The organism is Paenibacillus elgii NBRC 100335, assembly GCF_004000865.1.
In the GTDB taxonomy this organism is placed as follows: domain Bacteria; phylum Bacillota; class Bacilli; order Paenibacillales; family NBRC-103111; genus Paenibacillus_G; species Paenibacillus_G elgii.
Map to the genome: position 1 here is coordinate 35,617 of NZ_BIMB01000004.1, position 21,392 is coordinate 57,008.

The window sequence follows — 21,392 nt, forward strand, 5'->3', positions numbered from 1 at the left end:
GTAAGTCCCCCTCTCCCAATTTACACGATATTACCAAAACTAGCTTTTTGGAGCAACCATAATCGGACAGCTGTATAAAAAACAAACTAGACACCCCAAACTGGAGTGTCTGATTTATTAAATAACTGAATATATTAAATTCCTTTTACTCGAAGCGTATATTTAATATCTTCTTTTGAACCGTCGTTTGTGACGATTACTTCATGATAACCATGGCGCAAGTTTTTAGAATCTATATACTTTGTAAATCGATAATTATTGGACGAGTTTGCATCAGCTCGAAAAACTTCCTCATAGTTATCCGAGTCATTCTTATCCGGATAGTAATAAATGACGACTGTCACAGGTTTTTTCGTTGAAGATGTGTAACCTACCCGAACGCTTTTACCGTCGCTTGCCGCATAGTCATAATTCCAAGTGTCGGTACCACTTGAAGATAACCATTCGTCTTCGACTTCGAGTAAATAATCCCCAGGCGCAAGAGCTTCAATTCCATCTTGTGATATAGCGTTTCGATCGACAGTTGTGATTTGCGCCGATGCTCCAACGGGAATTGCTCCTACAATTGCTACGATTGCTGCCAGTGTAATAGCTATTTTCTTCATTAATGATGCTCCTTTCTATTTGATAATTATAAAATATATTATTCTTCCTTCTTTTCGTAAGATTTCGATTATCTCACTGAAAACAAGCATTATCTTGCAAAAAAAATGTCGAAGTATGTTGTGATATAGAACAACCGCAATGAATGAACTAGAAAAAGCCTGCTTGAGCCGTCATAAGCTCAAACAGACTTTATTCTTCTTATCCTTGGCTGTTAGTCGCGTCTGCGGAAGCCGCATCCTTGTGCTGTCCCGGCTTGCGGTCTACGAATTTGCCGATCGTATCGTCCAGGTTCGATTTGATTTGGCTGATGAGCTGGTCACGGCTAATGCCTTTGTCCTGCGCGATTTCGGCCAGCGATTTGCCCGCTTTCATCGCGTCGGTGAGCTCCTGCTGGGTAATACCCAAAATCTTCGTCAGATTCTCGGGATTGCCCATCATCCCGAAAGCTCCTCTTTCGCCTTTTTCGCCGTGATGACCTTCCAGCTTCGTCGCGGTCACGGCTTTCTTCAAGTGATCTGCCAGATTGGCTTTACGCTTGTCCGCTTGATCCTGCGTAATCTTGCCCGCGCTCACCGCATCGTCAATCGCCTTCGTTTCGGTGTCGGTCAGCTTTTGGATGAAGGCGTCTTCCGTCAAGCCCCCTTTTTCCTGCGCGATTTGCGCCAACGTTTTGTTCTGCTTCAGCTCGTCCTTTAACGTTTTCTCATCCAGGTTAAGCAGCGTGGCCGTTTCTTTCAGAATGTTCACGCCGCGGAAGCCGTGCTCTTCCCGGCCGAAGCCGCCCTTGCCGAACTTCCCGTGCCCATGTCCCTGCTGCGCGCTATCTGCGGTTGTGCCGCTTTCCGTAGTCGTTGTTGCTGCATATGCTTGAGTGTAATATAATCCGGCTCCTCCGAGAAGAAAGCCTGCTGCAATAGTTCCTGCCATCAATTTTTTTCCGATTGTTTTCATGGTTTCCTGTCTCCTTTTGTTTTCGAATGTGTGTTTCACTTACACTTTGAAGTATAGGCGCTGTACATTAATGGAACCTTAGTTTGGGCTGAGCGTTGGTTGAGCGTAAGCTGAATAAATGCTGAATATGGAAAACAAGCCGGATGTTACCTCGCAGTAGGTAAGCACCGGCTTGTTTTTGAATTTATTTATGGAGGATGTTCCAGAGCAAGTGCGCCACTTCCGCCCGCGTCGCTGGTTCCTTCGGGGCGAACTGGTTCGGCTGCCGCCCCTCGACAAGCCCGAGCTGGGCCAGCCCGGCTGCCGCCGCTTTCATTCCGTCCGGCATCGCCGCGTCATCCGCAAACGGTGACTTCGCTGCGACGGGCAGCGTTTTGCCTGTTTTGTTCTCGTACAGCCATTTGGCGAGGAGCGCCAGTTCCTGCCGCACAACCGGGGCTGCCATATCCGCACCGCCCAGTCCCAGCTTGTTCCATACCGAGGCATTCGCTTCCCCGGACAACGCCTTGGACACCATTTCGCCTGCTTCTTGGCGGGACAAGCCTGCGTTGGGGGCGAATCGCCCTTCGCCCGCGCCGCTCATGACGCCTGTACCGGTCAACCCTTTGACCGCAGCATGCGCCCAATGACCGGACGGCACATCCGCGAAGCCTTGGACGACGATCCGTCCCTCCGGTTGGACAAGAATCTGCTTCTGCTTGGAAGCATATGCCGCCAGCAATTCGAAATCCGTCAGCGCCTCCCCCGCGCCTACAAGGGGCTTTGCTTTGGCAAACATCGTATAATTATCGCCACCGGTGAACATATAGTTGGACAAAGCCAGCGTATAGACGGCGTCTTTGTCGATCGGCTGTCCGCCGATTCGAACGTTCCGCACCCGCTGACCGGAAGGCTTGTCCGCGTCGTATTCGTAGGCAATGCCAGAAACCTGCAAAAAGCCACCTGCCAGCTTCTCCACGCCCGACACTCCGTTTTCGAGCGCGGCCAGCACCATCTCTCCGGTCGCTTCCACCTTCACGATCTTGTTGCCGAAGGGCAAGATCGATTTGGCGTCCTTTAAGGTGAAATCGCCTTTTTTGGCGCTTGCCCGAATACCGCCGCCGTTCGCGAAAGCGATGTCGGTCCCGTAATAATCGCGGTACGCGTCAGCAATCCAGTTGCCGATGGCCATTTCCCGGAAACGGGATTCGTGGTTATCCCCGTAAGGCAAATCTGCGGCCAACGAGGCCACCTTTTTGCCTAACTCTGCATCCAGCTTGGTCTGGTACCCGGCAGCCAGCTCGGCCAGCGGCTTGTCCTCTTGAACAGCTTCGTCGACTTTCAAAATCTCATGCGATAAGCGAACCGTCCCGTCTGTTTCTTTGTTCACGATGAGCCGAATAATCGACCCCATATTGCCTTGGGGCGAGAAGATCAGCCGGCTACCGCCGTCGACCTCGTAGACGAACGATTTCTCTTCCGCTTCTTCTTCGGTAAAGACCGCCCGGATGTCGGGGACGGCCGCCAGCAGTGCTTTATCGTCCGCTACCGGCTCCTGCGTCAACGCCACGATCAGATCCACTTTTGACTGTTTCAGCTTGTCCATCGCTTTTTGCGCGGATTCGATGACATTCAGGCTCTTGACCCGCTCGTCCCGCATCGTCGTTTCCATGGCGCTGGTCAGGCCGAGGATGCCGATGCGGATGCCTTGCTTCTCCATGACAACATACTCCGGCACTTGACCGAACGGCTTCCCGTCGCTTCCGATTAAGTTGGAGGAAATCCACTGAAAGCGCGAATTTTTGATCAGCTCCAGCGTATTGGGAACACCTGCGTCGAAGTCGTGCTGCCCGAAATTCGCGACATCGACCGGAAGCCGGTTGAAGGCCTCTACCATCGGATGCCCTTTGAAAACGCCGCCGAATAACGTTCCGCCTCCCAGATCACCGCCGAAAGCGACGATTTTCTCACCCGGTACGCTGTCCACCAGCGTCTTCACCCGGGCTACGCCGCCGCGGGTGCCGAGCTTGTCGGTCACCGGACTGATTTCGTGCCCGTCGTTGAAATACAGCAAGGATACGGATGGACTGCCGGAAGCTTCCGCCCGGACGCTGGAGATACTGCCAATCCATGCCGGAAATGCCAAACCAACCGCCAGCAGTGCGATGCCGAAAGAACGTGCCGTCTTGTTCATGATCCACCTCGTTGTTTAGAAGATTATGCCTGCCTCTCGTTGAACCATTATAGTATAAAACTGCCCGGGACAAGGTTAAGTTTATATGAAGGCCCGCGAGCCCGCGGAATAAAATCGGCCGTCAAAAGCCATGATATCGGTAAAGGAGGGATTTCCCATGAATATTATGGACGGGATGGACGCAGCCCGGTACAATTCGGCGAACCCGGACGATAAGACCAAAGAAAAGAAAGCCGAGGAAGACCGCAAAGAAATGCCGGCCCAAGTGCTGAGAAACTTGAACAACAAGTGACCGCATGACGAAAGGAAATGAAAGGGAAATGCCAGTGACCCCGGATAACAACAAAACAGCAGACGAAAACGCAGCGGATATCCGAAGCCTGGAAGTCGATTCCGACGTCAATAACGATCCGAACCGCGAAGCGCTGCTCGACCAGTCGTTTCAGAGCTTTTATGAGAACATCAAGCAGCAGGTTCGGGCGAAGGAGGACATCACCAACGTCCCTGGAGAATCCGTCTTCGACGCGGCGGTCGGGATGGACGAGGTGACGGAGGAAGAGGAATAAGCGACGAAGCAAACCAAAAAGCTTCATCTGGCATGCCCAACACGGCATCGTTAGATGAAGCTTTTTGGTTGTTGTTTTTCAGTATAACTTAGTAGAAGACCCTAAATAAGCCCCCTCAATGAATTGATATGCAAAAAAATCAATGCCCGATTTTCGGCGGTATTTTTTTTCGAAAGCGATATAATCATAATTGGTTCCGTAAGGCATCCATTGAATCCGAAACTGCATGATTTAAAGGAGGAGCAGAATGATACCGGCCGATCTAAAACTCGTGTATTACCGGGCGCTTATCGATAAAAAGTCCGAATATGAAGGCATCTTCTATGTCGGCGTCAAGACAACCGGCGTGTTCTGCCGACCAACATGTCCGGCAAGAAAACCCAAATTTGAGAACTGCGAATTTTACGAGACGGCAAAGGAAGCCCTTCTGGCATCATTCCGACCCTGCCAGCGCTGCCGTCCGTTGTCTCATCCCAGCCATGTCTCGGAGCTTATTCAAAAGCTAGTCAACGCAGTGGAAGAAAATCCGGAACGACGCTGGACGGAAGAAGACTTCCGGAAATTATCCGTGGATGCTTCAACGGCCCGCCGCCAGTTCAAGAAGCGGTTCGGCATGACATTTGTCGAATATGCGAGAGCCCGTCGAATGGGAATCGCCCTGAAGCATATCCGGGCGGGCAGCGCGATCATCGAGGCCCAGTTGTCCGCCGGTTACGAATCCGGCAGCGGCTTCAGGGACGCGTTCTCGCGCATTATGGGTGCAGCGCCTGGACAGTTGGGCAATCAACCGATTTTGAAGGCATCGTGGTTGGATACTCAGCTTGGCCCAATGATCGCAATCGCTGACGATGAAGCACTTTATTTGCTCGAATTCGTAGACCGCCGGGGCTTGGAACGCGAGGTTGAACGTCTGAGAAGAAGGACAAAATCCGCGGTTATTCCAGGCAGCGCACCGCCAATTCGTTCGATTGAGAGTGAGCTGGAGGATTATTTCGAAGGCAAGTTAACGGAATTCAACACGCCGTTGAGACTACTGGGATCGCCTTTTCAGAAGAGGGTATGGGAACAACTGCGGGAGATTCCACCGGGTCAGACGACTTCCTATGCGGACATTGCTGTGGCGATTGGAAAGCCAGGCGCTTATCGCGCCGTAGCCCAAGCGAATGGCGCTAACCAACTGGCGATTGTGATTCCATGTCACCGCGTTATCAACTTGAATGGCGACTTAGGCGGTTATGGAGGAGGGATATTGCGAAAACGATGGCTGCTAGGCCATGAGAAGAAATGGTCCACGGAGGAGCAAACAAGATGATGAAAATCATGCAGTCGGGCAAATGGTCCGTTTTATTTGTGGTCACGCTTGTATCATTTATTACCAATCTCGACGCGACGATCGTGATCACGGGTCTGCCGCCGCTAATGGAGAATTTGCACCTTTCGATCGGAACAGGGATGTGGACGATTACTTCGTTTTACATCACAAGCACCGTATTCCTGCTTCCTTCCGGCCGATGGTCGGATATGCTCGGAACGAAACATATTTTTCTATGGGGGTTCGCTTTGTTTACACTTGCTACCGCGCTTTGCGGTATGTCAAGCTCCGGCGAAGCGCTGATTGCTGCTCGTCTGCTGCAAGGTACCGGCGCCGCTATGGCGATGGCGGCATCCACTCCGATCTTGATACGGACATTTCCGCCCAATGAGCTCGGGGTCGCTCTCGGCATCAACAACATCGCATGGGTGACCGGCTCGCTCATTGGTCCAGTTCTCGGGGGCGCACTAATCGGCTAGTTCGGATGGCGCTCCATGTTCTACTCGGTCGTTCCGATCGGTGTCATCGGTCTAGCCGCCGGCATCCTCTTTCTTAGAGATACTTTTACGGGTGAGAAGGTCAAGACTGACTGGCCCGGCCTATTGACGTTCGGGCCTGGGCTGACCGCCCTGCTTATCGCCTTGTCTGAGGGTCAGACATGGGGATGGGCATCGGGAAAGACACTCGGGCTGTTCGCAACAGCGATGTTCCTGTGGATTTCGTTCGTATTCATTGAGATGAAGGCGCGGTATCCGTTGTTTCATCTGAGCCTCCTTGCTTACCGGAACTATTCGATAGGGCTCGGGATCACGATGAGCTACTGTATCGGTTATTTCGCCGTCACCATTCTTCTGACGCTGTATTTGCAAGGTGCTCAAAATCTCAGTCCATTGGAATCAGGACTCATGCTAATCCCGCTGTCCGTTCCCCAACTTTTCACAGCTCCATTCGGAGGCAGGCTGGCCGACCGTTTCGGCCCCGCAAGAATGATTCTACTCGGGTCGTTACTGATCGGCCTCGCGCTCCTGATGCTTGGGCAGCTCGGTCCCCAACTGTCGAACATGGCTGTCATCATCCCGCTTATGATCATTTCCGCCGCTACGGGACTTTCCTGGCCATCGCTTGCGAAAGCCGTACTATCGGCCGCTCCACAAGAGCAAGCAGGTTCCGCATCCGGGATGTTCTGGACCGTATACAACATGTGCCGAGCAATCAGCCAGGCGCTTGCACTGGCCGTTGTGCAGTTGGTCGCCCAGTCCGATGTCGCTTCGAGACTGTTATCCGGGGCGGGAGTTGAAGAATTGGGTCATCAATCAAAGGACTCTCTGATCCATGCTTCGAACATCGGTTTCCGGTTCTTCGCGGTCTTTCTCGCACTCGCGGTCGTGCTCGGAGTATTTCTTCTGCGGCCGCAGAAGAAGACCGCAAGTGAGTCACGAGCATAAGGAGCGAAATGGGTTTCATTGAAAGTAGCTGCAAAAATCTGTTTTCGAAACGCGGTGGTCAGCCACATCCCCATTGCCCGCTTCCAATGTACGGCATTATCGTCGTTTTAAATTTTAAGCTAAAGCCTTGACCTCGAGAGCACTCTAGGTTCTATACTTTAAAAATCTCGAAACCTGGAGGGATGGTCTGATATGTTGAACGTGGAAGGAAAAGTCGTTATTTTAACCGGAGCCTCGAGCGGCATCGGCGAAGCCACGGCCAAAGTGCTTGCCGCTAACGGAGCCAAGGTTGTACTTGCCGCCAGACGTGAGGAGCGCTTGCAGCATCTTAAAGCAAGCCTTGAAAAACAAGGCGGCACAGCCGTCTTTAAAACGACTGACGTTGCTTCGCATCAGGAAATGGAAGAGCTTGCCCAGTTTACCTTCGATACCTTTGGACAAATTGACGTTCTGATTAACAACGCAGGGATCATGCCGCTTTCTTTTTTACACGAAAAGAAGGTAGACGAATGGGATCGCATGATTGATGTAAACATGAAAGGCGTGCTTTACGGTATTGCTGCGGTTCTTCCGTATATGCGGCAACGAAAACAAGGGCACATTATTAATGTTTCGTCCGTGACGGGACATATCGTAAGAAAAACATGGGCCGTCTATTCGGGAACAAAATTTGCCGTCCGGGCGATTACCGATGCTTTGCGGCAAGAAGAAGCCGAAAATAACATTCGCACAACGATTATTTGTCCCGGTGCCGTATCAACGGAGTTGGTACATACCATTTCGAACGAAGAAATTAAAAAAAGTATAAGCGATGCTTTGCAAATTTCATTGCCGGCCGAAGCCATCGCCCATTCGATTCTATATGCGATTTCCCAACCGGAACATACGGCTGTCAACGAAATCATTGTAAGGCCGACGAACCAGGAATTATAATGATATGACTACGATTGCTCACCTTGTTGCAGGTGGGCCTTTATTTTGAACAGGCTTCAACAGGAGGGATTCATGATGAGCTACACGATCGGTCAAGTGTCGGAGCAAACCGGCTTATCCATTCATACTTTGCGATATTACGAGAAGGAAGGCATTATGCCAATCGTGAACCGCAACGAAAGCGGCATACGCCTGTATGAAAGAAAAGACATTGAAATGCTTGAATTTATTTGTTGTCTTCGGGCGACGGGAATGTCCATTTCGGATATCAAGGAATTTGTACAGGGGAACAAGACCATCGACCAACGTATCTGCCTGCTTGAAAAGCAAGGAGAAAACGTAAAATCGCAAATCGATCGACTGATGTCGTATCAAGCCATGATTCATCGTAAGATCGATTTGTATAAAGCGATGAGGCAGCCATCGTAGCCCTGCCGAATACTGACTATCTGTACAAATCCTACGTCTTCCCGGACATCCGCCTGACCCGAAGGTCAAACGGATGCTGCCGGTTCAAGCGGAGGATAGCTCCTCCTCTATTCGATTATTTCGCCGCTCTCAGCCGCGCCCGTCGGCGTACCGCTATCGAGACCGGGCCCGCTCCGCCCGTCTCTGCCAGGGGAAGGCTTCCATTTGAAGGTCACCGCCGACTTGGCCGGAAGCGTATAAGTGAACGACTGCGAATTCATACGCACCTTGAATGTTTTGGAGTCTGCGCCGACATTAGCCGCAATCAAGACGAGCGAACCGTCCGGATTCCGGTAAGCGACGTTCTCGACGCTGCCGCCGAAGTTGGTGGAATCGATCCGCGACGCTCCCGGCGCAACGAATTTGCTCGCATGCCCGATTACGTAATATTCCACGTTTTTCGTCACTTTTCCGTTATTCGGATCGATGGTTACTACGCCGCGGCAATTCGTGCATCCGCCATTGGTCGGACCGCCCTTCGGGTCGAGCGCCATGTTCCACAGCAGCACCGTTTTTGCCCAGTTCCGGGGAGAGCCGATCAGCAGATTGGACATGTTCCAGCTCAAATTATTGCCGAAATCCGTGCTCCATTCCCCGCCGCTGCATTCCGTAAAGTAAATGTTTTTCGACGGAAAAGCGTTGTGAACCGTCGTCATGGCACTTGGCGACCCGCCGTAGCAATGAAACGCCGTTCCGTCCGTATAAGCGCTTGCCCCGCTATCCCCGAGCACGGTAGAAGCATAGTTCACGCCGATATCCCAGTTGTGGTCGAACGCGATGATTTTCGTCGATAAGCCGCTGCGTTTGAATGCCGGACCAAGGTAATTTTTAATGAAAGAAGCCTGCTCCGCCGCTCCCATGCTCATGCTCGGGTAGCTCCCCGTCGAATGCTCCGGTTCGTTCTGCACCGTGATTCCCCAGATCGGGATGCCGGCATATTTGTAAGCGTTGACGTATTTCACAAAATAATCGGCGTAGGAGGTGTACACGTTCGGGATGCCGTTCAGCGATCCGCCATTGTATGTCGGCGTGCCGGATTTCATCCAAGGCGGTGCGGTCCATGGGGAGCCCAGTACCTTGAGGCCGCGATTTTTATCCAAAATCGCCCGGAGCACACTCGTCACATCGGCGTCTTTGGCAATAGAGAAATGATTCAGCGGGTAATCGGTCCCGGAGGCGACATCGTCATACGTGTAGCTGCCGGCATTGCCGTTGGCGTCGACCGAATAGTCCGACGCTCCGATCGTGTGGCGGACAAAGCCGATGTTGATTCCCCTCTCGGTGAACAGATCGTTCAAAAGCGCCTCCCGCTGGCCCGGTGACATTTTCTTGTTGATCAAGTAAGCGGAGGAGCCGGTGATGGCGGCGCCGAAGCCGTCCATCGTCTGGTAAGTAAGACCGGGATTGATATCGATCGTCGTCGGATTCGAACCGCTGTCGTTCGAGAATTGCAGCGGCGCTTGCTTCGTGAGCAGACTCGTTTGATCCGCCGTCGTCAGCCAGGCGTCGACCGATCCGCCCGGACCCGCATACGCGGACGGAGCCGAGACGCCCAAGAGCGTCAGCGCCAAACCGACAGAGAGCCACCGTTTGCTACTTTTCATTCCATTTCTTCCTCCTTTGAATTTACCGATTGTTTTCGGGGAATTCCCCATTTCGAGCCGTACGGGCGGGCGGATCACCTCCTTTCAAACATCTGCCTCCCGCTACTTGATGCCCAATAAGCGTTCGCCTGCTTCTGCACGTAGTCCAGCACAGCGTCCACACCGGCCGCTTTCAGCTTGCTTCGGTAAGTGTCGAGCGCCTTATCCACGTCCGGGACGAGCCCCAGCATCAGCGGCTGCCCGTATTGCTGGAACACTTGGTTGACCGCCGCCAATTGCGATTTTACCGGTTCGTAATCCATCAGGATCGGGGCGAACAAATTCGGCTTGCTCTGGGACTTGAATTCCTCGTTCAGCTTATCGAATCCCCAGCCGCCTTCCTCGCTCCGCATGTTCGGCTCGTAGCGCCAGCCCCAGCTCGCAATGTCATACTTCTTGACCGCCTTGGGGTCCTGCCCTTTCGCCGGAACGACGATGTGCTTGCCGTCCGCGCTTTTATCGTAATGAAGCCCCTCGACCCCGTAGGTCATCAGGTCAAAATACTTCGGGTCGTTCCGCAGCTTATCCAGCACCATCAGCGACCGTTCGGGGTTAGGCGCGTTTTTCGGAATCGCCATGCCGTTGTTGATCGACAGATTCGGCACCGCATACTTGTGAAACCGGGTGAACGGGAAGTAAGCCAGCTCGATGTCCGGGTTGGATTTTTTCACATCGGTGATGAAGCCGCCCGCCGCAGCCGGATTCCGCCAATAGACCGCGCCCGTGCCCGCCTTGATCAGGTCGCCCGCCTCCGTCTGGGAGGAAAGCGTATTCGAAGACCAGTAGCCTTTGTCCGCCCAGCTCTTCATCTTCTTCGCCCAGTCCGCAAATTCTTGCGTGAACGGATACGCCACGATCTCCCTCGGCTTATCGTACGACCGGGCCGCGATGACGCCGCTGTCGCCGCCGATCCCCTGAAAGTCGTGAACGGCGAAGAACAACGTGTTGATCTCGTTCCACGCCTTGCCGCCAATCGGGGTAACCTTCGGCTTCGCCTTTTTCACGCCGTCCAAATACGCTTCCAGCGCAGCCAGATCCTTGATCTCAGGCAGGTTCAGCTCCTTGCGCCAATCCTCCCGGTACACGATACCATTGGGGGTATACTCTGAGAACGTGCTCGGCACGGCATAAATTTTGTCTCCGGTGGAGACATCGTTCCAATCCTGCTTCGGCACCGTCTTCCACGTTTCCGGCGCGTAGACCGGCAGCAGCTTCGACAAGTCGAGAAAGGCTCCCTGCTTGGTATATTTATAGAAGCCGGCCCAACTGGAAGCGAAAATCATATCCACCTTCTCGCCCGAGGCCAGCAGCAGATTGTACTTCGTCTGCCATTCGTTCCACGTCGTAAAATTCACCTTGACCGTCGTGTTCAAATCCTTCTCTAGCATTTTGTTCCATTCGTCGATGACCTTCTGGGAATCCTTATGCGCGTCGCCGAGCAGATACCAGACGAGCTGCACCTTCTTCGACGTGTCCGGCTTACCGGACTCCGTCTTGGCCGGATTCGCGCCAGGCTCCGCCGTCCCCTGCTTCTCCGAGCACGCGCCCAGCAGTCCTGCCGCTAACGTCAGCGCCATGAGCGCCGATCCTACCGATTTCACCTTTCGGTTCATCCGCTTTCCCCCTATGGTTTCAAAATAAAATAGATGGCCGGGCCTCAGCCCTTCACCGCACCAATCGTCAGCCCTTTGACAAAATAGCGCTGCACGAACGGATACAGAAATACGATCGGCCCCGTCACCACGACGGCTGCGGCCATCTTGAGCGTCTCCGCGGGCGGCTTGAAATCCGCGGACAAATTCCCGGCAACGCTCGTCTTGAGCACCGCAGCGCTGGCCAGTATTTTATATAGCAGAAACTGCAGCGGGTATTTATCCTCCGACGTGATGAAAATATTGGCCAGAAACCAGTCGTTCCAGTATGCCAGCGCGAGGAACAGTCCGATCGTGGCCAATCCCGGCGTCGACAGTGGCAGAATCAGCTTCCAGTAAATCGTGAAATCTCCGGCCCCGTCGATTTTGGCCGATTCGGTGATCGAGTCTGGAATCGATTTCATGAAATTTTTCATTAAAATAATGTTCCACGCGCTGAGCATCGGCGGAAGCAGCATCGCCAAATAGCTGTCCTTCAGTCCCAGCACATTGACCACGACGATATACCACGGAATCAGCCCTCCGCTGAACAGCGTCGTAAAGTAGATGAGGAACGACACCGAATTGCGGTATGCAAATTCTTTGCGGGACAGCACGTAACCGGCCATGGAGGTCAGAAACAGCCCTAGCGCGGCGCCGACGATCGTCAAACCGGCGGTCACCTGATACGCCTTGACCATCTGCATCGGATTGCTGAACACCGCTTGGTACGCCTCCCAAGACAGCGTGGTCGGGATCAGCTTGAAGCCATCAGCAATAATGTCCATCTCCGAGGACAGCGACCCGGAAATAATGAGCAAAAACGGCAGCAGGCACACCGCCGCCAGCACGGTAATGACTGTATACCCGATCCCGTTGAACACGACCGTCGATGCTTCTGTACGGATCTTCACTTCCGTTCCTCCCCTCCTTTTTTAAAACAGCGCATAATCGCTGCGGGCTTTTTTAATTCCATAATTGACGACCATGATCAGCAGAAATCCGAAGAACGACTGGTACAGCCCCGCCGCGGTTCCCATGCCCATATCGAAATTAACCGTCAAAGACCGATAAACGTATGTATCGATAATATCCGTCGAGTCGAAAAGCATGCCGTTATTCCCGATGATCTGGTAGAACAAGTCGAACTGCCCTTTCAGGATGCCCCCAAGACTGAGCAGAATGAGCAAAATGAACGTCGGCACAAGCAGCGGCAGCGTAATATGGCGGATGCGCTGAAAAATATTCGCCCCGTCGATTTTCGCCGCTTCATGGTATTCGTCGCTGATGCTCATAATCGCGGCCAAATAAATGACCGTGCCGTAGCCGAGCCCCTTCCACACATGGAAAAACACGATAATATATTTCCACGGCTCGGTGTTCAGGTAAAAATCGTAAGGCGGCAAGTCGAGCTGCTTCAGCACCGTATTCACCACGCCCGTGTCGGAGTTGAACAGGTTGAAGACGAACGCCCCGACGAGCACGAACGAGATGAAAAAAGGCAGGAACATGACGGACTGCGTCGTCTTCTTGAACAGCTTGCCGGGAAGCTCGCTCAGGAACACGGCGCACAGAAGCTGCAGCGCGTTTCCGAACAGGATGAACGCCAGATTGTACAAAATCGTATTTTTCGTCAGGTTGTACAACACGCCGGACTCGAACAAAAACTTGAAGTTCTGCATGCCCACAAACGGACTTCCGAACAGCCCTCCGTCAAACCGGTAATTCGTAAACGCGTAATACACCCCGACCATCGGCAAATAGCTGAACACTGCGAAAAAGAGCAGCGCCGGCAGAATCATCAGCCACAGCACCCGATTGACCCGGAAATCCTTCAAAAGTGTGATCATAATAGCCTCACGTCACCTCCTTATAAAAATGAAATCGATTTCTTTTTGATGTAAAAATAAAATGCCTTTTTCCGCAAATTCGGACATTATTCAACTCATAATTAATGAAATCGATATCATTTTTATATTCGAACTCCCCTTCATGTAAAATAAATGGTCTTTTTAAGGATTTCCAGCCCATTCGACAAAAATAATTTGAAATCGATTTCAGGATAAATTATAATAAAGCCATTCCTTCATTGTCAAATATAAATTTCCAGTAAGGTTGATGCATATGGATATCAAAATCGTCGACGTCGCCGCCAAGGCGGGCGTCTCGCCGGCCACCGTCTCCCGGGTGCTGAACGAAAGCAGCAGCGTCACGTCGAAGACGAAAGCAAAAGTCATGAAAGCGATCGAGGAGCTTGGCTACCACCCCAACGCCGTCGCCAAAAATTTGCGCTCGCAAAAATCGATGACAATCGGAGTCATCGTACCCGATATCAACGCCTCGTATTTCGCCGAGATTATTAAAGGGATCGAGAATGTGGCTTACGCCCGCAAATATAAAGTCATCATCTGCGACGCGGAGAATCAGAAGGAGAAGGAAGCGGAATATTTGACGCTGCTGATGAACCGGACCGTAGATGCCGCCATCCTGATCGCGCCGCTGATGTCGGACGAAGAAATTTGCCAGATTTCCGAGAAGGGGTACACCCTCGCGGTCGTCGGGCGGTATATCGAGCACGATCGCATCCCTTGTATTTATACGGACAACGTAAAGTTTTCCAAAGAAGTCGTGCAGCATCTCGTCGAAAACGGACACCGGGATATCGTGTTCCTTAGCGGCTACGCGGAAGCGATAGACAGCTACGAAAGACTGGAGGGCTACTTGAAGGCGCTTCGGGACTATCACATCCCGTTTCGTCCCGAGCTGATCGAGAACGGCAACTTCAACGAAGGAGGCGGCTACGAGGCGATGAAGCGGCTGTTCGACAAGAATCTGCATTTCACGGCTGTTTTTGCCGCTAACGACGAGATGGCCCTGGGCGTGTACAAAGCCTGTGCCGAGCGCGGCATCGCGATCCCGTCCCAGCTCGCCGTCGTGGGCGTCGACAACAATCGGATCAGCAAGTACATCACGCCAACCTTGAGCACCGTAAATCAGCCGAAGTACACGATGGGCGCCCTGCTCGTCGAGAAGCTGATCGACCAGATGAACGAAAATCAGTTCCACGACAAGCGCACGTTTAAGGTAGATTCGGAGTTAATCGTCCGTGGATCGTCGAATTTCCGGCGGGAGTAAAGGAATAGGCAAGGGGACTGGAATGACATATCTGGCCCCTTGTTTTTGCCTTTGTCTACAGCTGTACAGCGTGCAGCTTGCTTGTCATCACGCTTTTTTCCAGTCTCAAATGCAACAGCTCCGTTTTGGAATAATGGAATGCTTTTTAGTCCTGATGGCGCATATTGCAGCAGATCGTAAACGATTGGGTGGTACATCATTGTTCAACAATACAGCAACCGCATGGATTCGATTTTTTGTTTCATGCACGTCATGGCTTCATTAGGTCCCGTTATTTTCACATCAGTCCCGAATTGCCAGATAAAGTCCACGTAAAATCTCAAGTCCTCTGCAGCGATCCGAATGTCGGCATACCCGCTTCCGTCCTCGTTGCGCACGATATAGGGAGCAATCCGTGAATTCGATTCCAGCAACCATACGCCTTTTTTCGTCAGCTCCAACCGGAGCACCGTTTGTTCCTGTTGGTCTTTTCGGGGCTTATCCATTAGCGTCTTCTGAGTGATATCCTCCCGGCAAGGAATCGATTCATTGATCGACGCAGACAAAATCCGATCCGCTCGAAATTGCCGGATTTCTCCCCGAAGAAAACAAAATGCGGGACAATACCAAAAGCCGGAACTCGCATAGAGCCCGATGGGCTGAATATTCCGCTCCGACACACCGCTGCTGGATTTGTACTCGATCGTGACTACGCTGCGAATCATAATAGCTTGAAGCAAGGTTTGGAGAATTTCCGGAGACATCCATCGATAGGGACTCCAGAACATGATCCTGTTCTTTAAACGATCAATCTTCTCCTTTACATCCGCAGGTAAATAGTGGTGAAACTTGCGAAGCGCTGAATCTGCTCCCTCGCCAAATGGCAGTGAACTGAAGTAATCCATCGATTGGCATGCAAAAAACATCGCAATGGCCTCGCCTTCGGAGAAACTGATCGGCGGGAGGATCCTTTCTTGGAGCAGTCTATAGCCTCCCCCTCTTCCTTGGACGGAGTAGATGGGAACACCGAGCTCGCTTAGCTCCTGCAAATCCCGAGTAATCGTGCGGCTGGACAGTCCGAATTCATCGGCCAACTCCCGGACGGTAAATGACTTGCTGGCGTTGATTCTCATCATCATTTGGATTAGCCGCTGTGACTTCTGCATACCTTCCCTCCTCCATGTATTATTTTTATCTTAGCACATAAATAAGCCATAATTTGTCGTATTTAAATGCTACATTTAACTTGTAATCAATCTTAACCGGCAATGGAGGAAAAGAAGATGCCCATTCAAGAAGGCACACAAGAAAAGATAGGTTTGGTTTTCCTTAGCGGAGCAGGACTGGATAGCCATATCTGGAGCAAAGTTGTGGATGGGCTTGAGTATCCTCATCTGATGGCCACTTATCCTCGAAGAAAAGATTCGATGGAATCGCGGAAAAAGCTTTCTTTGGACGATTATGTTACTCATGTAAAAAGACAAATAGACGAATGGGGACCTCGGAGGTACGTTATCGTGGCGCATTCGCTTGGGGGAGTGATCGGCCTTCGGCTTGCATCCGAACGGAACGATCGATTAGCAGGCTATATCTCCGTAGGGGCGGCGGTTCCGAAAAATGGCGGTTCCTTTTTGTCCGTTCTGCCACTCCCCAAAAGAATTCTAATCTCAACCATCTTGCGAATCATCGGTACAAAGCCGCCGGAAGCGGCAATTCGTGCGGGATTGTGCAGCGATCTTTCGGCAGAACAAACTGCGGAGATCATTAATGGGTTCACACCGGAGGCCGTACGCGTGTATACGGATCGAATCAAGGTATCCCCACCGGCGGTTCCAACGTTATATGTGAAGCTAACCAAAGATAAAGAGTTCAGCCCCTCTTTGCAAAATAAAATGATTTCGAACCTTTCCCCCCAATGGGTACGAAGTCTGAACACAGGGCACCTGCCCATGCTTAGCGATCCGGATGGGTTAAGAGCAATCTTGGAGGAATTCATGATAAATGCGAGGTGATCATAGTAATGGAAACTTCCAATCCTTTTGTAAAGCTAGATTTCTTTGAAGTCGATCAAGGTCGTTGGCTGGATTTTGAGAAGCTTTTTGAAAGTCGGGGCGGACCAAAAAATTGCTGGTGTATGGTTTGGCGCGGGAAACCTGAAGATCGGAAAACGAAGGTAACCAAAAAATCTGCGATCCGAAGCATGGTTCAAGAACATGTTCCCATAGGTATCTTGGGATATGCGGGTGACGAGCCTGTAGCATGGTGCTCCATCGCTCCGCGTTCCACTTATCGCGACCTCGGGGGAATATACGAAACAAATGAGAATCCCGATCATGTCTGGTCTTTGGTTTGTTTCTATGTTGCTCGTGAGTTTCGCGGACACGGGGTCATGAAACAACTGCTTCAAGCGGCTGTTGAACATGCGCGTCAAAGAGGTGCAGCCGTTGTTGAAGCTTACCCTGTTGCCCCCGATTCCCCAAGTTATCGTTTTATGGGATTTGTTCCGCAATTTAAAGAGTTCGGCTTTGTCGAGGTGGGTACTGCGGGAAGTCGGCGTCATGTGATGCGTTTCATGCTGGATTAGTACACCGACTGCCACGTCAGTCCATAACAAATTATTTCTCCGGAATGGCCTGCGACAGCACCCGAACCAGGTTGAGCAGCGATGACAAGGTGTTCGTGTCCGTCACGCTACCATCCGGCCCGATTATTTTACTCACGAACGGAACGGCAAGCGACGCTTCGTCCGGGATCGCCGCGGTCATCATCTTGAGAGTTAGTGTCAGCGATTGCAGTGCCGTAGCGCCACCATCCGGATGCGGAGACGCGCTTACGACCGCCGTCGGCTTGTTCACGAACTCGCCCGAGGATACGATCCAGTCCAGCGCGTTCTTGAGCGTGCCCGGCACGCCTCGCGCATATTCCGGCGTACAGATCACGACCGCATTCGCCGCTCGCAGCTCCTCCCGCCATTCGCGCACCGCCTCGTGCCATGGATCTTCGTCCCCGTCTAAGTCCGGACTGAAATGCGGTAAACTCGCGAGCCCTTGATACATACGAAACTCTATACCGGCGGGCATCATTCCTCCGATAAACGAGAGCAGCCGTGTATTAGACGATTGCTCGCGCAGACTTCCGGATATCCCTAGCACTACTAGACTTCGTTGTTTCATTCGGTTCACCCTCTTTTCCATTCGGTATCAACATTATAAACCCTACCATTAATGTCATAGTCAATAGGACCATTAACGAACATTAGCTCCCCGATCATCAAGATCTCGGGAGCTTTTTTCATGCAGCAAGAAAAAACTGGACAAATCGTTGTCTCGTATTTATATTAACATTATGAATATCAATAATGATTATATTATCAAAGGAGGCTGCGCCGATGCAGCTGCAGGCCAAGTATGTGGCCCTTGCCCTATTAAGCAAGCGGCCGATGACCGGGTACGAAATCAAAAAAAATTTTGAAGGGCCGATCTCCTTTTTCTTCGAAGGAAGCTACGGCAGCGTCTATCCGACGCTCAAAAACTTGGAGAAGGAAGGCTGTATCGAGAAACACACGATTATCCAGGAGGACCGTCCGAACAAAAACGAATATTCCATCACGGAGAGTGGCCGAGTGGTTCTGGCTCAATATTACGAGCAGCCGGTCGAGGAAGATAACGTGCGCTCCGATGTGTGCATGAGGCTGTTTTTTGGCGGGAAAATGGACGAGGGCGAAATGCTGGATTGGATCGGGCAAAGCCGCAAGCAGCACGAAGCGAAGCTGAGCATCCTCCAAGGGATGTATGACCAGTACCATCAGCAGATGCCCAAGCATCAGCTGCTTTCCCTTACCATCGGCATTCGGTATCATCAGGCCAAAATCGATGCTCTGCTGGAATGCGCGGCGATGCTGGACAATCATAAGGAGGAGAAGTGAACATGGGAGCTTTGATTTTTTTGCATGTGCTTGGGGCTGTGCTGTTCCTCGGCAACATCATTACGGCGGCGTTCTGGAAGCTATCGGCGGAACGCGGTCGGGATCTGGCCCATATCCGGCGGGTGGCGCGCAATGTTATGCACGCCGATTACTGGTTTACGCTGCCCGGCGTCATCCTGCTGCTTGCGACAGGTCACATCATGGCCGCCTTGAACGGGTATTCGCTCGCGGAGCTGAACTGGATGACGGCGTCGGAAGCGTTGTTTGTGCTCAGCGGTTTGATCTGGGGCATTCTCCTCATTCCCGCCCAACGGAAAATGATGAAGGAAAGCGTCGTTGCCGAAACGGAAGGCGCGCTTACCGCAGCGTATCGGAAAGCTTCCCTCACTTGGGATGTGTTCGGCACGCTGGTCATCCTCATCCCGCTGATCGTACTGTATTTGATGCTGGTTAAGCCGTTCTGAGAGAGGAAGTAGATCTTTTGGAGACCATGAGGGTAGAAGATGTTATTGATGTGCCAAACCGCGGTTTGGTGCTAAAGATTAGTGTAGATGAAACAGATCCTTATAAAATTACAAAATTAAGAAACTTGATCGGTTCAAAGATAGCAGTGAGCAATGTGGACGGAGCAAGCTTTGAACTTGAGGTTAAGGATGTTAGTGTGTCTTTCTCCATTGCCAATTTTCCTCTTATTGGGTTAAATATTAGAGAAAGGGTAGACATTGAGAGGATAAAGAAAGGTTCAAAAATTCACTTACTATGAAACTTTTGAACGGTACAAAGACCCGCCAAACGCAATAAACACGGAAATCCGCCCTTTCGTTTATTCCTATTCTCTTTGAAGATCGGCTAAAACTTTATTCACAAGTTGATCGGCTTGTCGCGTTGTTTCTGGCAAACGATATTTCGGGGAGAGCTTTAAGATCCTTTCACAAGCCGTGGCTAAGGAAATGCGATGACCGATGGATACGAAAATAGGTTTAACATTATCCTGAGTTCTTAATACGGCCCCGATCACCTCGCCATGATCAACTAATGGAGAAGAAGAGCCTCTTTTTAATTCGGGGTCTCTGAACTCCCCTAATAACTTCGTCTTTCCGCATCCAATGGTAGGAATGTCGAATAGTACTCCCAAGTGACTCGCTAATCCAAATCGTCTGGGATGAGCCATTCCCTGACCGTCGCAGACGATGAGCTGAGGAAGGGTCTTTATTTGCTTGAACGCCTTAAGCAGAGGCGGAATCTCCCTGAATGAAAACAACCCTGGGATATAAGGAAAATGAACCGTATCTTCCACCACAACCGATTCTATGATATGTAACGAACTTGCATCTAAAATAACGATCGCTGCAATTAATTTGTCGCTATGTTCACTATATGCCACGTCTACTCCGGCAACATGATTAATTTTTGTAAGTTGATCTTCCTTTACGATTTTTAAAGACAACTCTTGTTGCAGTTTAACTGCATCCATTTCAGATAAATTCCATGAATGCTTGAGTACTGGTTCCATGATTGAGCCCCCAAGAAGATTAAAATTCAATCGGTTTGTAGCAAGATATTCCTTTTATTATAACCGATTAGACGTCAGGGGGGCGGGTAACTCTGATAATGCTTTAGTACTTCACGTTGATAATAGGCCTGTAGATATTCACTTTGGTATAAGTGAAAAAGCTCTAGAGAAGGATTTCTCAAATCTGTTCGCCCGGGTGAACTGGAAGTTTTCAACTTTTACAGAAGAGGCAAAACTTTTGCGTGATAAATTGATGCCATCTCGAAGTTCTCTTTTTTGTTCGGGTTCATATTGGCTGTGATTCGGACGGAAAGTTTATGAAAAAGAATCGTTAAGACACAAGGCTTTCGCAGCTGTCCTTGTATCGTGCCAATTATACTTTCTTCAGGTTCCGGATAATGACTATGATCGACAAAATCAAACAGACCAATGCGGGAATGGTGGTTGCAACCGGTTGATTTGCCCGAAAAATATGGGCATGAATCGCTCCTAACAAGAGAATTACCAATAATGCGCCTACCCCAATAGCCAACCGTCGGTTCCGGATACCGGCAATCAGCATTATACCTCCAATCAGTTCAAGAAATCCGGTTACTGACATGAACCACAATGGGTATTGGTAGTGCTGCCAATGCTCAACCTGAAACGGAACACGTAACAGTTTTATAATGCCCCCTGTAAAAATAAAAACGGCCAGAATCACTTGCAAGACTTTAGCTATGATTTGACTTCACTCCTTATGAAAATGTTGTGCATGCTTCTACATTAGGTGTAAGGCGGGTTGAGTCAACCCAGCTCGTGTAACAATCGTGCTCACTTTCGTTTCGTGAAACACAGAAAATACGCACAACCAATATCAATTATAAATATTACTCAAAAATAACGTTACTTTCAAGTAATATTTTCGGATTCGCCGATTAATAAAGTAGTGGAAGCAACTATTCCGAAGTGTTGAAAACATAGAAAGCGGAAGGCGCCAAGATACGCAAAACATCGAACAGATCGTTCCAGCGGCCGGAAGGCCGGATTTGTTGACCGAAGCAGTCAGTTACGGCGGGCAGGCGTTTCGTGGGACAAGGTTGCACCATGTGACGGTTAACGCGCCGCAGGCC

Annotated in this window: 22 protein-coding genes and 1 pseudogene; 12 read left to right on the forward strand and 11 right to left on the reverse strand. The window is 51.0% G+C overall.

The genetic code is table 11. The features are described 5' to 3' along the window. Positions 1-134: 134 nt before the first annotated feature. From PEL01S_RS04060 to PEL01S_RS04070, 3 genes are all read right to left on the reverse strand, one after another. Entirely contained in the window at positions 135-605 is a 471-nt protein-coding gene (locus PEL01S_RS04060) for a hypothetical protein (RefSeq protein ID WP_127459374.1), read from the reverse strand. 199 nt (positions 606-804) lie between these two features. Continuing rightward, positions 805-1,557: a hypothetical protein gene (locus PEL01S_RS04065; RefSeq protein ID WP_127459375.1), complete on the reverse strand. Its 753-nt coding sequence runs from the start codon at positions 1,555-1,557 to the stop codon at positions 805-807. Between the two features lie 184 nt (positions 1,558-1,741). Continuing rightward, complete coding sequence (locus PEL01S_RS04070; RefSeq protein WP_127459376.1) at positions 1,742-3,730, reverse strand: 5'-nucleotidase C-terminal domain-containing protein; 1,989 nt, start codon at positions 3,728-3,730, stop codon at positions 1,742-1,744. A gap of 157 nt (positions 3,731-3,887) precedes the next feature. On the opposite strand from PEL01S_RS04070, the gene PEL01S_RS35110 reads away from it, so the two are divergent. The 6 genes and pseudogenes from PEL01S_RS35110 (at position 3,888) to PEL01S_RS04095 (ending at position 8,415) form a co-directional block, all read left to right on the forward strand. Beyond that, positions 3,888-4,022, forward strand: a complete 135-nt coding sequence (locus tag PEL01S_RS35110) for a hypothetical protein (RefSeq protein ID WP_010500956.1) — start codon at positions 3,888-3,890, stop codon at positions 4,020-4,022. Between the two features lie 28 nt (positions 4,023-4,050). Further along, positions 4,051-4,296 carry a hypothetical protein gene (locus PEL01S_RS04075; RefSeq protein ID WP_204343659.1) on the forward strand — a complete coding sequence of 82 codons (246 nt, stop codon included), beginning with the start codon at positions 4,051-4,053 and terminating at the stop codon, positions 4,294-4,296. A 247-nt stretch (positions 4,297-4,543) separates the two neighbouring features. After that, on the forward strand, positions 4,544-5,608 hold the full coding sequence (locus PEL01S_RS04080) for a bifunctional transcriptional activator/DNA repair enzyme AdaA (RefSeq protein WP_127459377.1): 1,065 nt from the start codon (positions 4,544-4,546) through the stop codon (positions 5,606-5,608). Between the two features lie 8 nt (positions 5,609-5,616). Beyond that, positions 5,617-7,053 (forward strand): annotated as a pseudogene (locus tag PEL01S_RS04085) (MFS transporter). Between the two features lie 192 nt (positions 7,054-7,245). Further along, a complete protein-coding gene (locus PEL01S_RS04090) occupies positions 7,246-7,986 on the forward strand; it encodes an SDR family oxidoreductase (RefSeq protein WP_127459378.1) in 741 nt (246 codons plus the stop codon). A 45-nt stretch (positions 7,987-8,031) separates the two neighbouring features. Continuing rightward, positions 8,032-8,415 carry a MerR family transcriptional regulator gene (locus PEL01S_RS04095; RefSeq protein ID WP_239551453.1) on the forward strand — a complete coding sequence of 128 codons (384 nt, stop codon included), beginning with the start codon at positions 8,032-8,034 and terminating at the stop codon, positions 8,413-8,415. A 107-nt stretch (positions 8,416-8,522) separates the two neighbouring features. Here PEL01S_RS04095 and PEL01S_RS04100 read toward each other — a convergent pair whose 3' ends face one another. From PEL01S_RS04100 to PEL01S_RS04115, 4 genes are all read right to left on the reverse strand, one after another. Further along, positions 8,523-10,058, reverse strand: coding sequence for a glycoside hydrolase family 30 protein (locus PEL01S_RS04100; protein ID WP_127459379.1), 1,536 nt, complete (start codon positions 10,056-10,058; stop codon positions 8,523-8,525). 74 nt (positions 10,059-10,132) lie between these two features. Next, positions 10,133-11,710 carry an extracellular solute-binding protein gene (locus tag PEL01S_RS04105; protein WP_127459380.1) on the reverse strand — a complete coding sequence of 526 codons (1,578 nt, stop codon included), beginning with the start codon at positions 11,708-11,710 and terminating at the stop codon, positions 10,133-10,135. A gap of 44 nt (positions 11,711-11,754) precedes the next feature. Further along, positions 11,755-12,642, reverse strand: coding sequence for a carbohydrate ABC transporter permease (locus tag PEL01S_RS04110; protein ID WP_127459381.1), 888 nt, complete (start codon positions 12,640-12,642; stop codon positions 11,755-11,757). 21 nt (positions 12,643-12,663) lie between these two features. Further along, entirely contained in the window at positions 12,664-13,578 is a 915-nt protein-coding gene (locus PEL01S_RS04115; protein WP_127459382.1) for an ABC transporter permease, read from the reverse strand. Positions 13,579-13,852: 274 nt separating this feature from the next. Here PEL01S_RS04115 and PEL01S_RS04120 point away from each other — a divergent pair, with 274 nt between their 5' ends. Beyond that, on the forward strand, positions 13,853-14,863 hold the full coding sequence (locus tag PEL01S_RS04120) for a LacI family DNA-binding transcriptional regulator (RefSeq protein ID WP_127459383.1): 1,011 nt from the start codon (positions 13,853-13,855) through the stop codon (positions 14,861-14,863). Positions 14,864-15,066: 203 nt separating this feature from the next. Here PEL01S_RS04120 and PEL01S_RS04125 read toward each other — a convergent pair whose 3' ends face one another. After that, the gene (locus tag PEL01S_RS04125) at positions 15,067-16,008 is read right to left on the reverse strand and encodes a helix-turn-helix transcriptional regulator (protein WP_127459384.1); all 942 of its coding nucleotides are present in this window, start codon (positions 16,006-16,008) and stop codon (positions 15,067-15,069) included. 117 nt (positions 16,009-16,125) lie between these two features. On the opposite strand from PEL01S_RS04125, the gene PEL01S_RS04130 reads away from it, so the two are divergent. Both PEL01S_RS04130 and PEL01S_RS04135 read left to right on the forward strand, forming a co-directional pair. Beyond that, positions 16,126-16,854, forward strand: coding sequence for an alpha/beta fold hydrolase (locus tag PEL01S_RS04130; protein ID WP_204343660.1), 729 nt, complete (start codon positions 16,126-16,128; stop codon positions 16,852-16,854). Between the two features lie 8 nt (positions 16,855-16,862). Beyond that, entirely contained in the window at positions 16,863-17,426 is a 564-nt protein-coding gene (locus tag PEL01S_RS04135; RefSeq protein WP_127459385.1) for a GNAT family N-acetyltransferase, read from the forward strand. 31 nt (positions 17,427-17,457) lie between these two features. Here PEL01S_RS04135 and PEL01S_RS04140 read toward each other — a convergent pair whose 3' ends face one another. Continuing rightward, entirely contained in the window at positions 17,458-18,015 is a 558-nt protein-coding gene (locus tag PEL01S_RS04140) for an NADPH-dependent FMN reductase (protein WP_127459386.1), read from the reverse strand. A gap of 215 nt (positions 18,016-18,230) precedes the next feature. Between PEL01S_RS04140 and PEL01S_RS04145 the strand changes: the two genes are divergently transcribed. The 3 genes from PEL01S_RS04145 to PEL01S_RS04155 are packed head-to-tail and all read left to right on the forward strand — an operon-like array spanning position 18,231 to position 19,530. After that, positions 18,231-18,767, forward strand: coding sequence for a PadR family transcriptional regulator (locus PEL01S_RS04145; RefSeq protein WP_163768265.1), 537 nt, complete (start codon positions 18,231-18,233; stop codon positions 18,765-18,767). Between the two features lie 2 nt (positions 18,768-18,769). Next, the gene (locus PEL01S_RS04150) at positions 18,770-19,231 is read left to right on the forward strand and encodes a DUF2269 family protein (RefSeq protein ID WP_127459388.1); all 462 of its coding nucleotides are present in this window, start codon (positions 18,770-18,772) and stop codon (positions 19,229-19,231) included. A gap of 26 nt (positions 19,232-19,257) precedes the next feature. Then, positions 19,258-19,530: a hypothetical protein gene (locus tag PEL01S_RS04155; RefSeq protein ID WP_174806901.1), complete on the forward strand. Its 273-nt coding sequence runs from the start codon at positions 19,258-19,260 to the stop codon at positions 19,528-19,530. A 66-nt stretch (positions 19,531-19,596) separates the two neighbouring features. Here PEL01S_RS04155 and nfi read toward each other — a convergent pair whose 3' ends face one another. Together nfi and PEL01S_RS04165 are read right to left on the reverse strand one after the other, a co-directional pair. Then, on the reverse strand, positions 19,597-20,280 hold the full coding sequence (gene nfi / locus PEL01S_RS04160) for a deoxyribonuclease V (protein WP_127459389.1): 684 nt from the start codon (positions 20,278-20,280) through the stop codon (positions 19,597-19,599). A gap of 373 nt (positions 20,281-20,653) precedes the next feature. Then, positions 20,654-21,004, reverse strand: coding sequence for a DoxX family protein (locus PEL01S_RS04165; RefSeq protein ID WP_063188151.1), 351 nt, complete (start codon positions 21,002-21,004; stop codon positions 20,654-20,656). Positions 21,005-21,392: the final 388 nt, after the last annotated feature.

Excerpts from the sequence above, each read along its gene's own strand:
- PEL01S_RS04105 (WP_127459380.1), bottom strand. The coding sequence starts at position 11,710 with ATGAACCGAAAGGTGAAATCGGTAGGATCGGCGCTCATGGCGCTGACG.
- PEL01S_RS04125 (WP_127459384.1), bottom strand. The coding sequence starts at position 16,008 with ATGCAGAAGTCACAGCGGCTAATCCAAATGATGATGAGAATCAACGCC.
- PEL01S_RS04135 (WP_127459385.1), top strand. The coding sequence starts at position 16,863 with ATGGAAACTTCCAATCCTTTTGTAAAGCTAGATTTCTTTGAAGTCGAT.
- PEL01S_RS04100 (WP_127459379.1), bottom strand. The coding sequence starts at position 10,058 with ATGAAAAGTAGCAAACGGTGGCTCTCTGTCGGTTTGGCGCTGACGCTC.
- PEL01S_RS35110 (WP_010500956.1), top strand. The coding sequence starts at position 3,888 with ATGAATATTATGGACGGGATGGACGCAGCCCGGTACAATTCGGCGAAC.
- nfi (WP_127459389.1), bottom strand. The coding sequence starts at position 20,280 with ATGGAACCAGTACTCAAGCATTCATGGAATTTATCTGAAATGGATGCA.
- PEL01S_RS04145 (WP_163768265.1), top strand. The coding sequence starts at position 18,231 with ATGCAGCTGCAGGCCAAGTATGTGGCCCTTGCCCTATTAAGCAAGCGG.
- PEL01S_RS04140 (WP_127459386.1), bottom strand. The coding sequence starts at position 18,015 with ATGAAACAACGAAGTCTAGTAGTGCTAGGGATATCCGGAAGTCTGCGC.
- PEL01S_RS04130 (WP_204343660.1), top strand. The coding sequence starts at position 16,126 with ATGCCCATTCAAGAAGGCACACAAGAAAAGATAGGTTTGGTTTTCCTT.
- PEL01S_RS04120 (WP_127459383.1), top strand. The coding sequence starts at position 13,853 with ATGGATATCAAAATCGTCGACGTCGCCGCCAAGGCGGGCGTCTCGCCG.
- PEL01S_RS04080 (WP_127459377.1), top strand. The coding sequence starts at position 4,544 with ATGATACCGGCCGATCTAAAACTCGTGTATTACCGGGCGCTTATCGAT.
- PEL01S_RS04155 (WP_174806901.1), top strand. The coding sequence starts at position 19,258 with ATGAGGGTAGAAGATGTTATTGATGTGCCAAACCGCGGTTTGGTGCTA.
- PEL01S_RS04060 (WP_127459374.1), bottom strand. The coding sequence starts at position 605 with ATGAAGAAAATAGCTATTACACTGGCAGCAATCGTAGCAATTGTAGGA.
- PEL01S_RS04090 (WP_127459378.1), top strand. The coding sequence starts at position 7,246 with ATGTTGAACGTGGAAGGAAAAGTCGTTATTTTAACCGGAGCCTCGAGC.
- PEL01S_RS04115 (WP_127459382.1), bottom strand. The coding sequence starts at position 13,578 with ATGATCACACTTTTGAAGGATTTCCGGGTCAATCGGGTGCTGTGGCTG.
- PEL01S_RS04150 (WP_127459388.1), top strand. The coding sequence starts at position 18,770 with ATGGGAGCTTTGATTTTTTTGCATGTGCTTGGGGCTGTGCTGTTCCTC.
- PEL01S_RS04065 (WP_127459375.1), bottom strand. The coding sequence starts at position 1,557 with ATGAAAACAATCGGAAAAAAATTGATGGCAGGAACTATTGCAGCAGGC.
- PEL01S_RS04070 (WP_127459376.1), bottom strand. The coding sequence starts at position 3,730 with ATGAACAAGACGGCACGTTCTTTCGGCATCGCACTGCTGGCGGTTGGT.
- PEL01S_RS04075 (WP_204343659.1), top strand. The coding sequence starts at position 4,051 with ATGCCAGTGACCCCGGATAACAACAAAACAGCAGACGAAAACGCAGCG.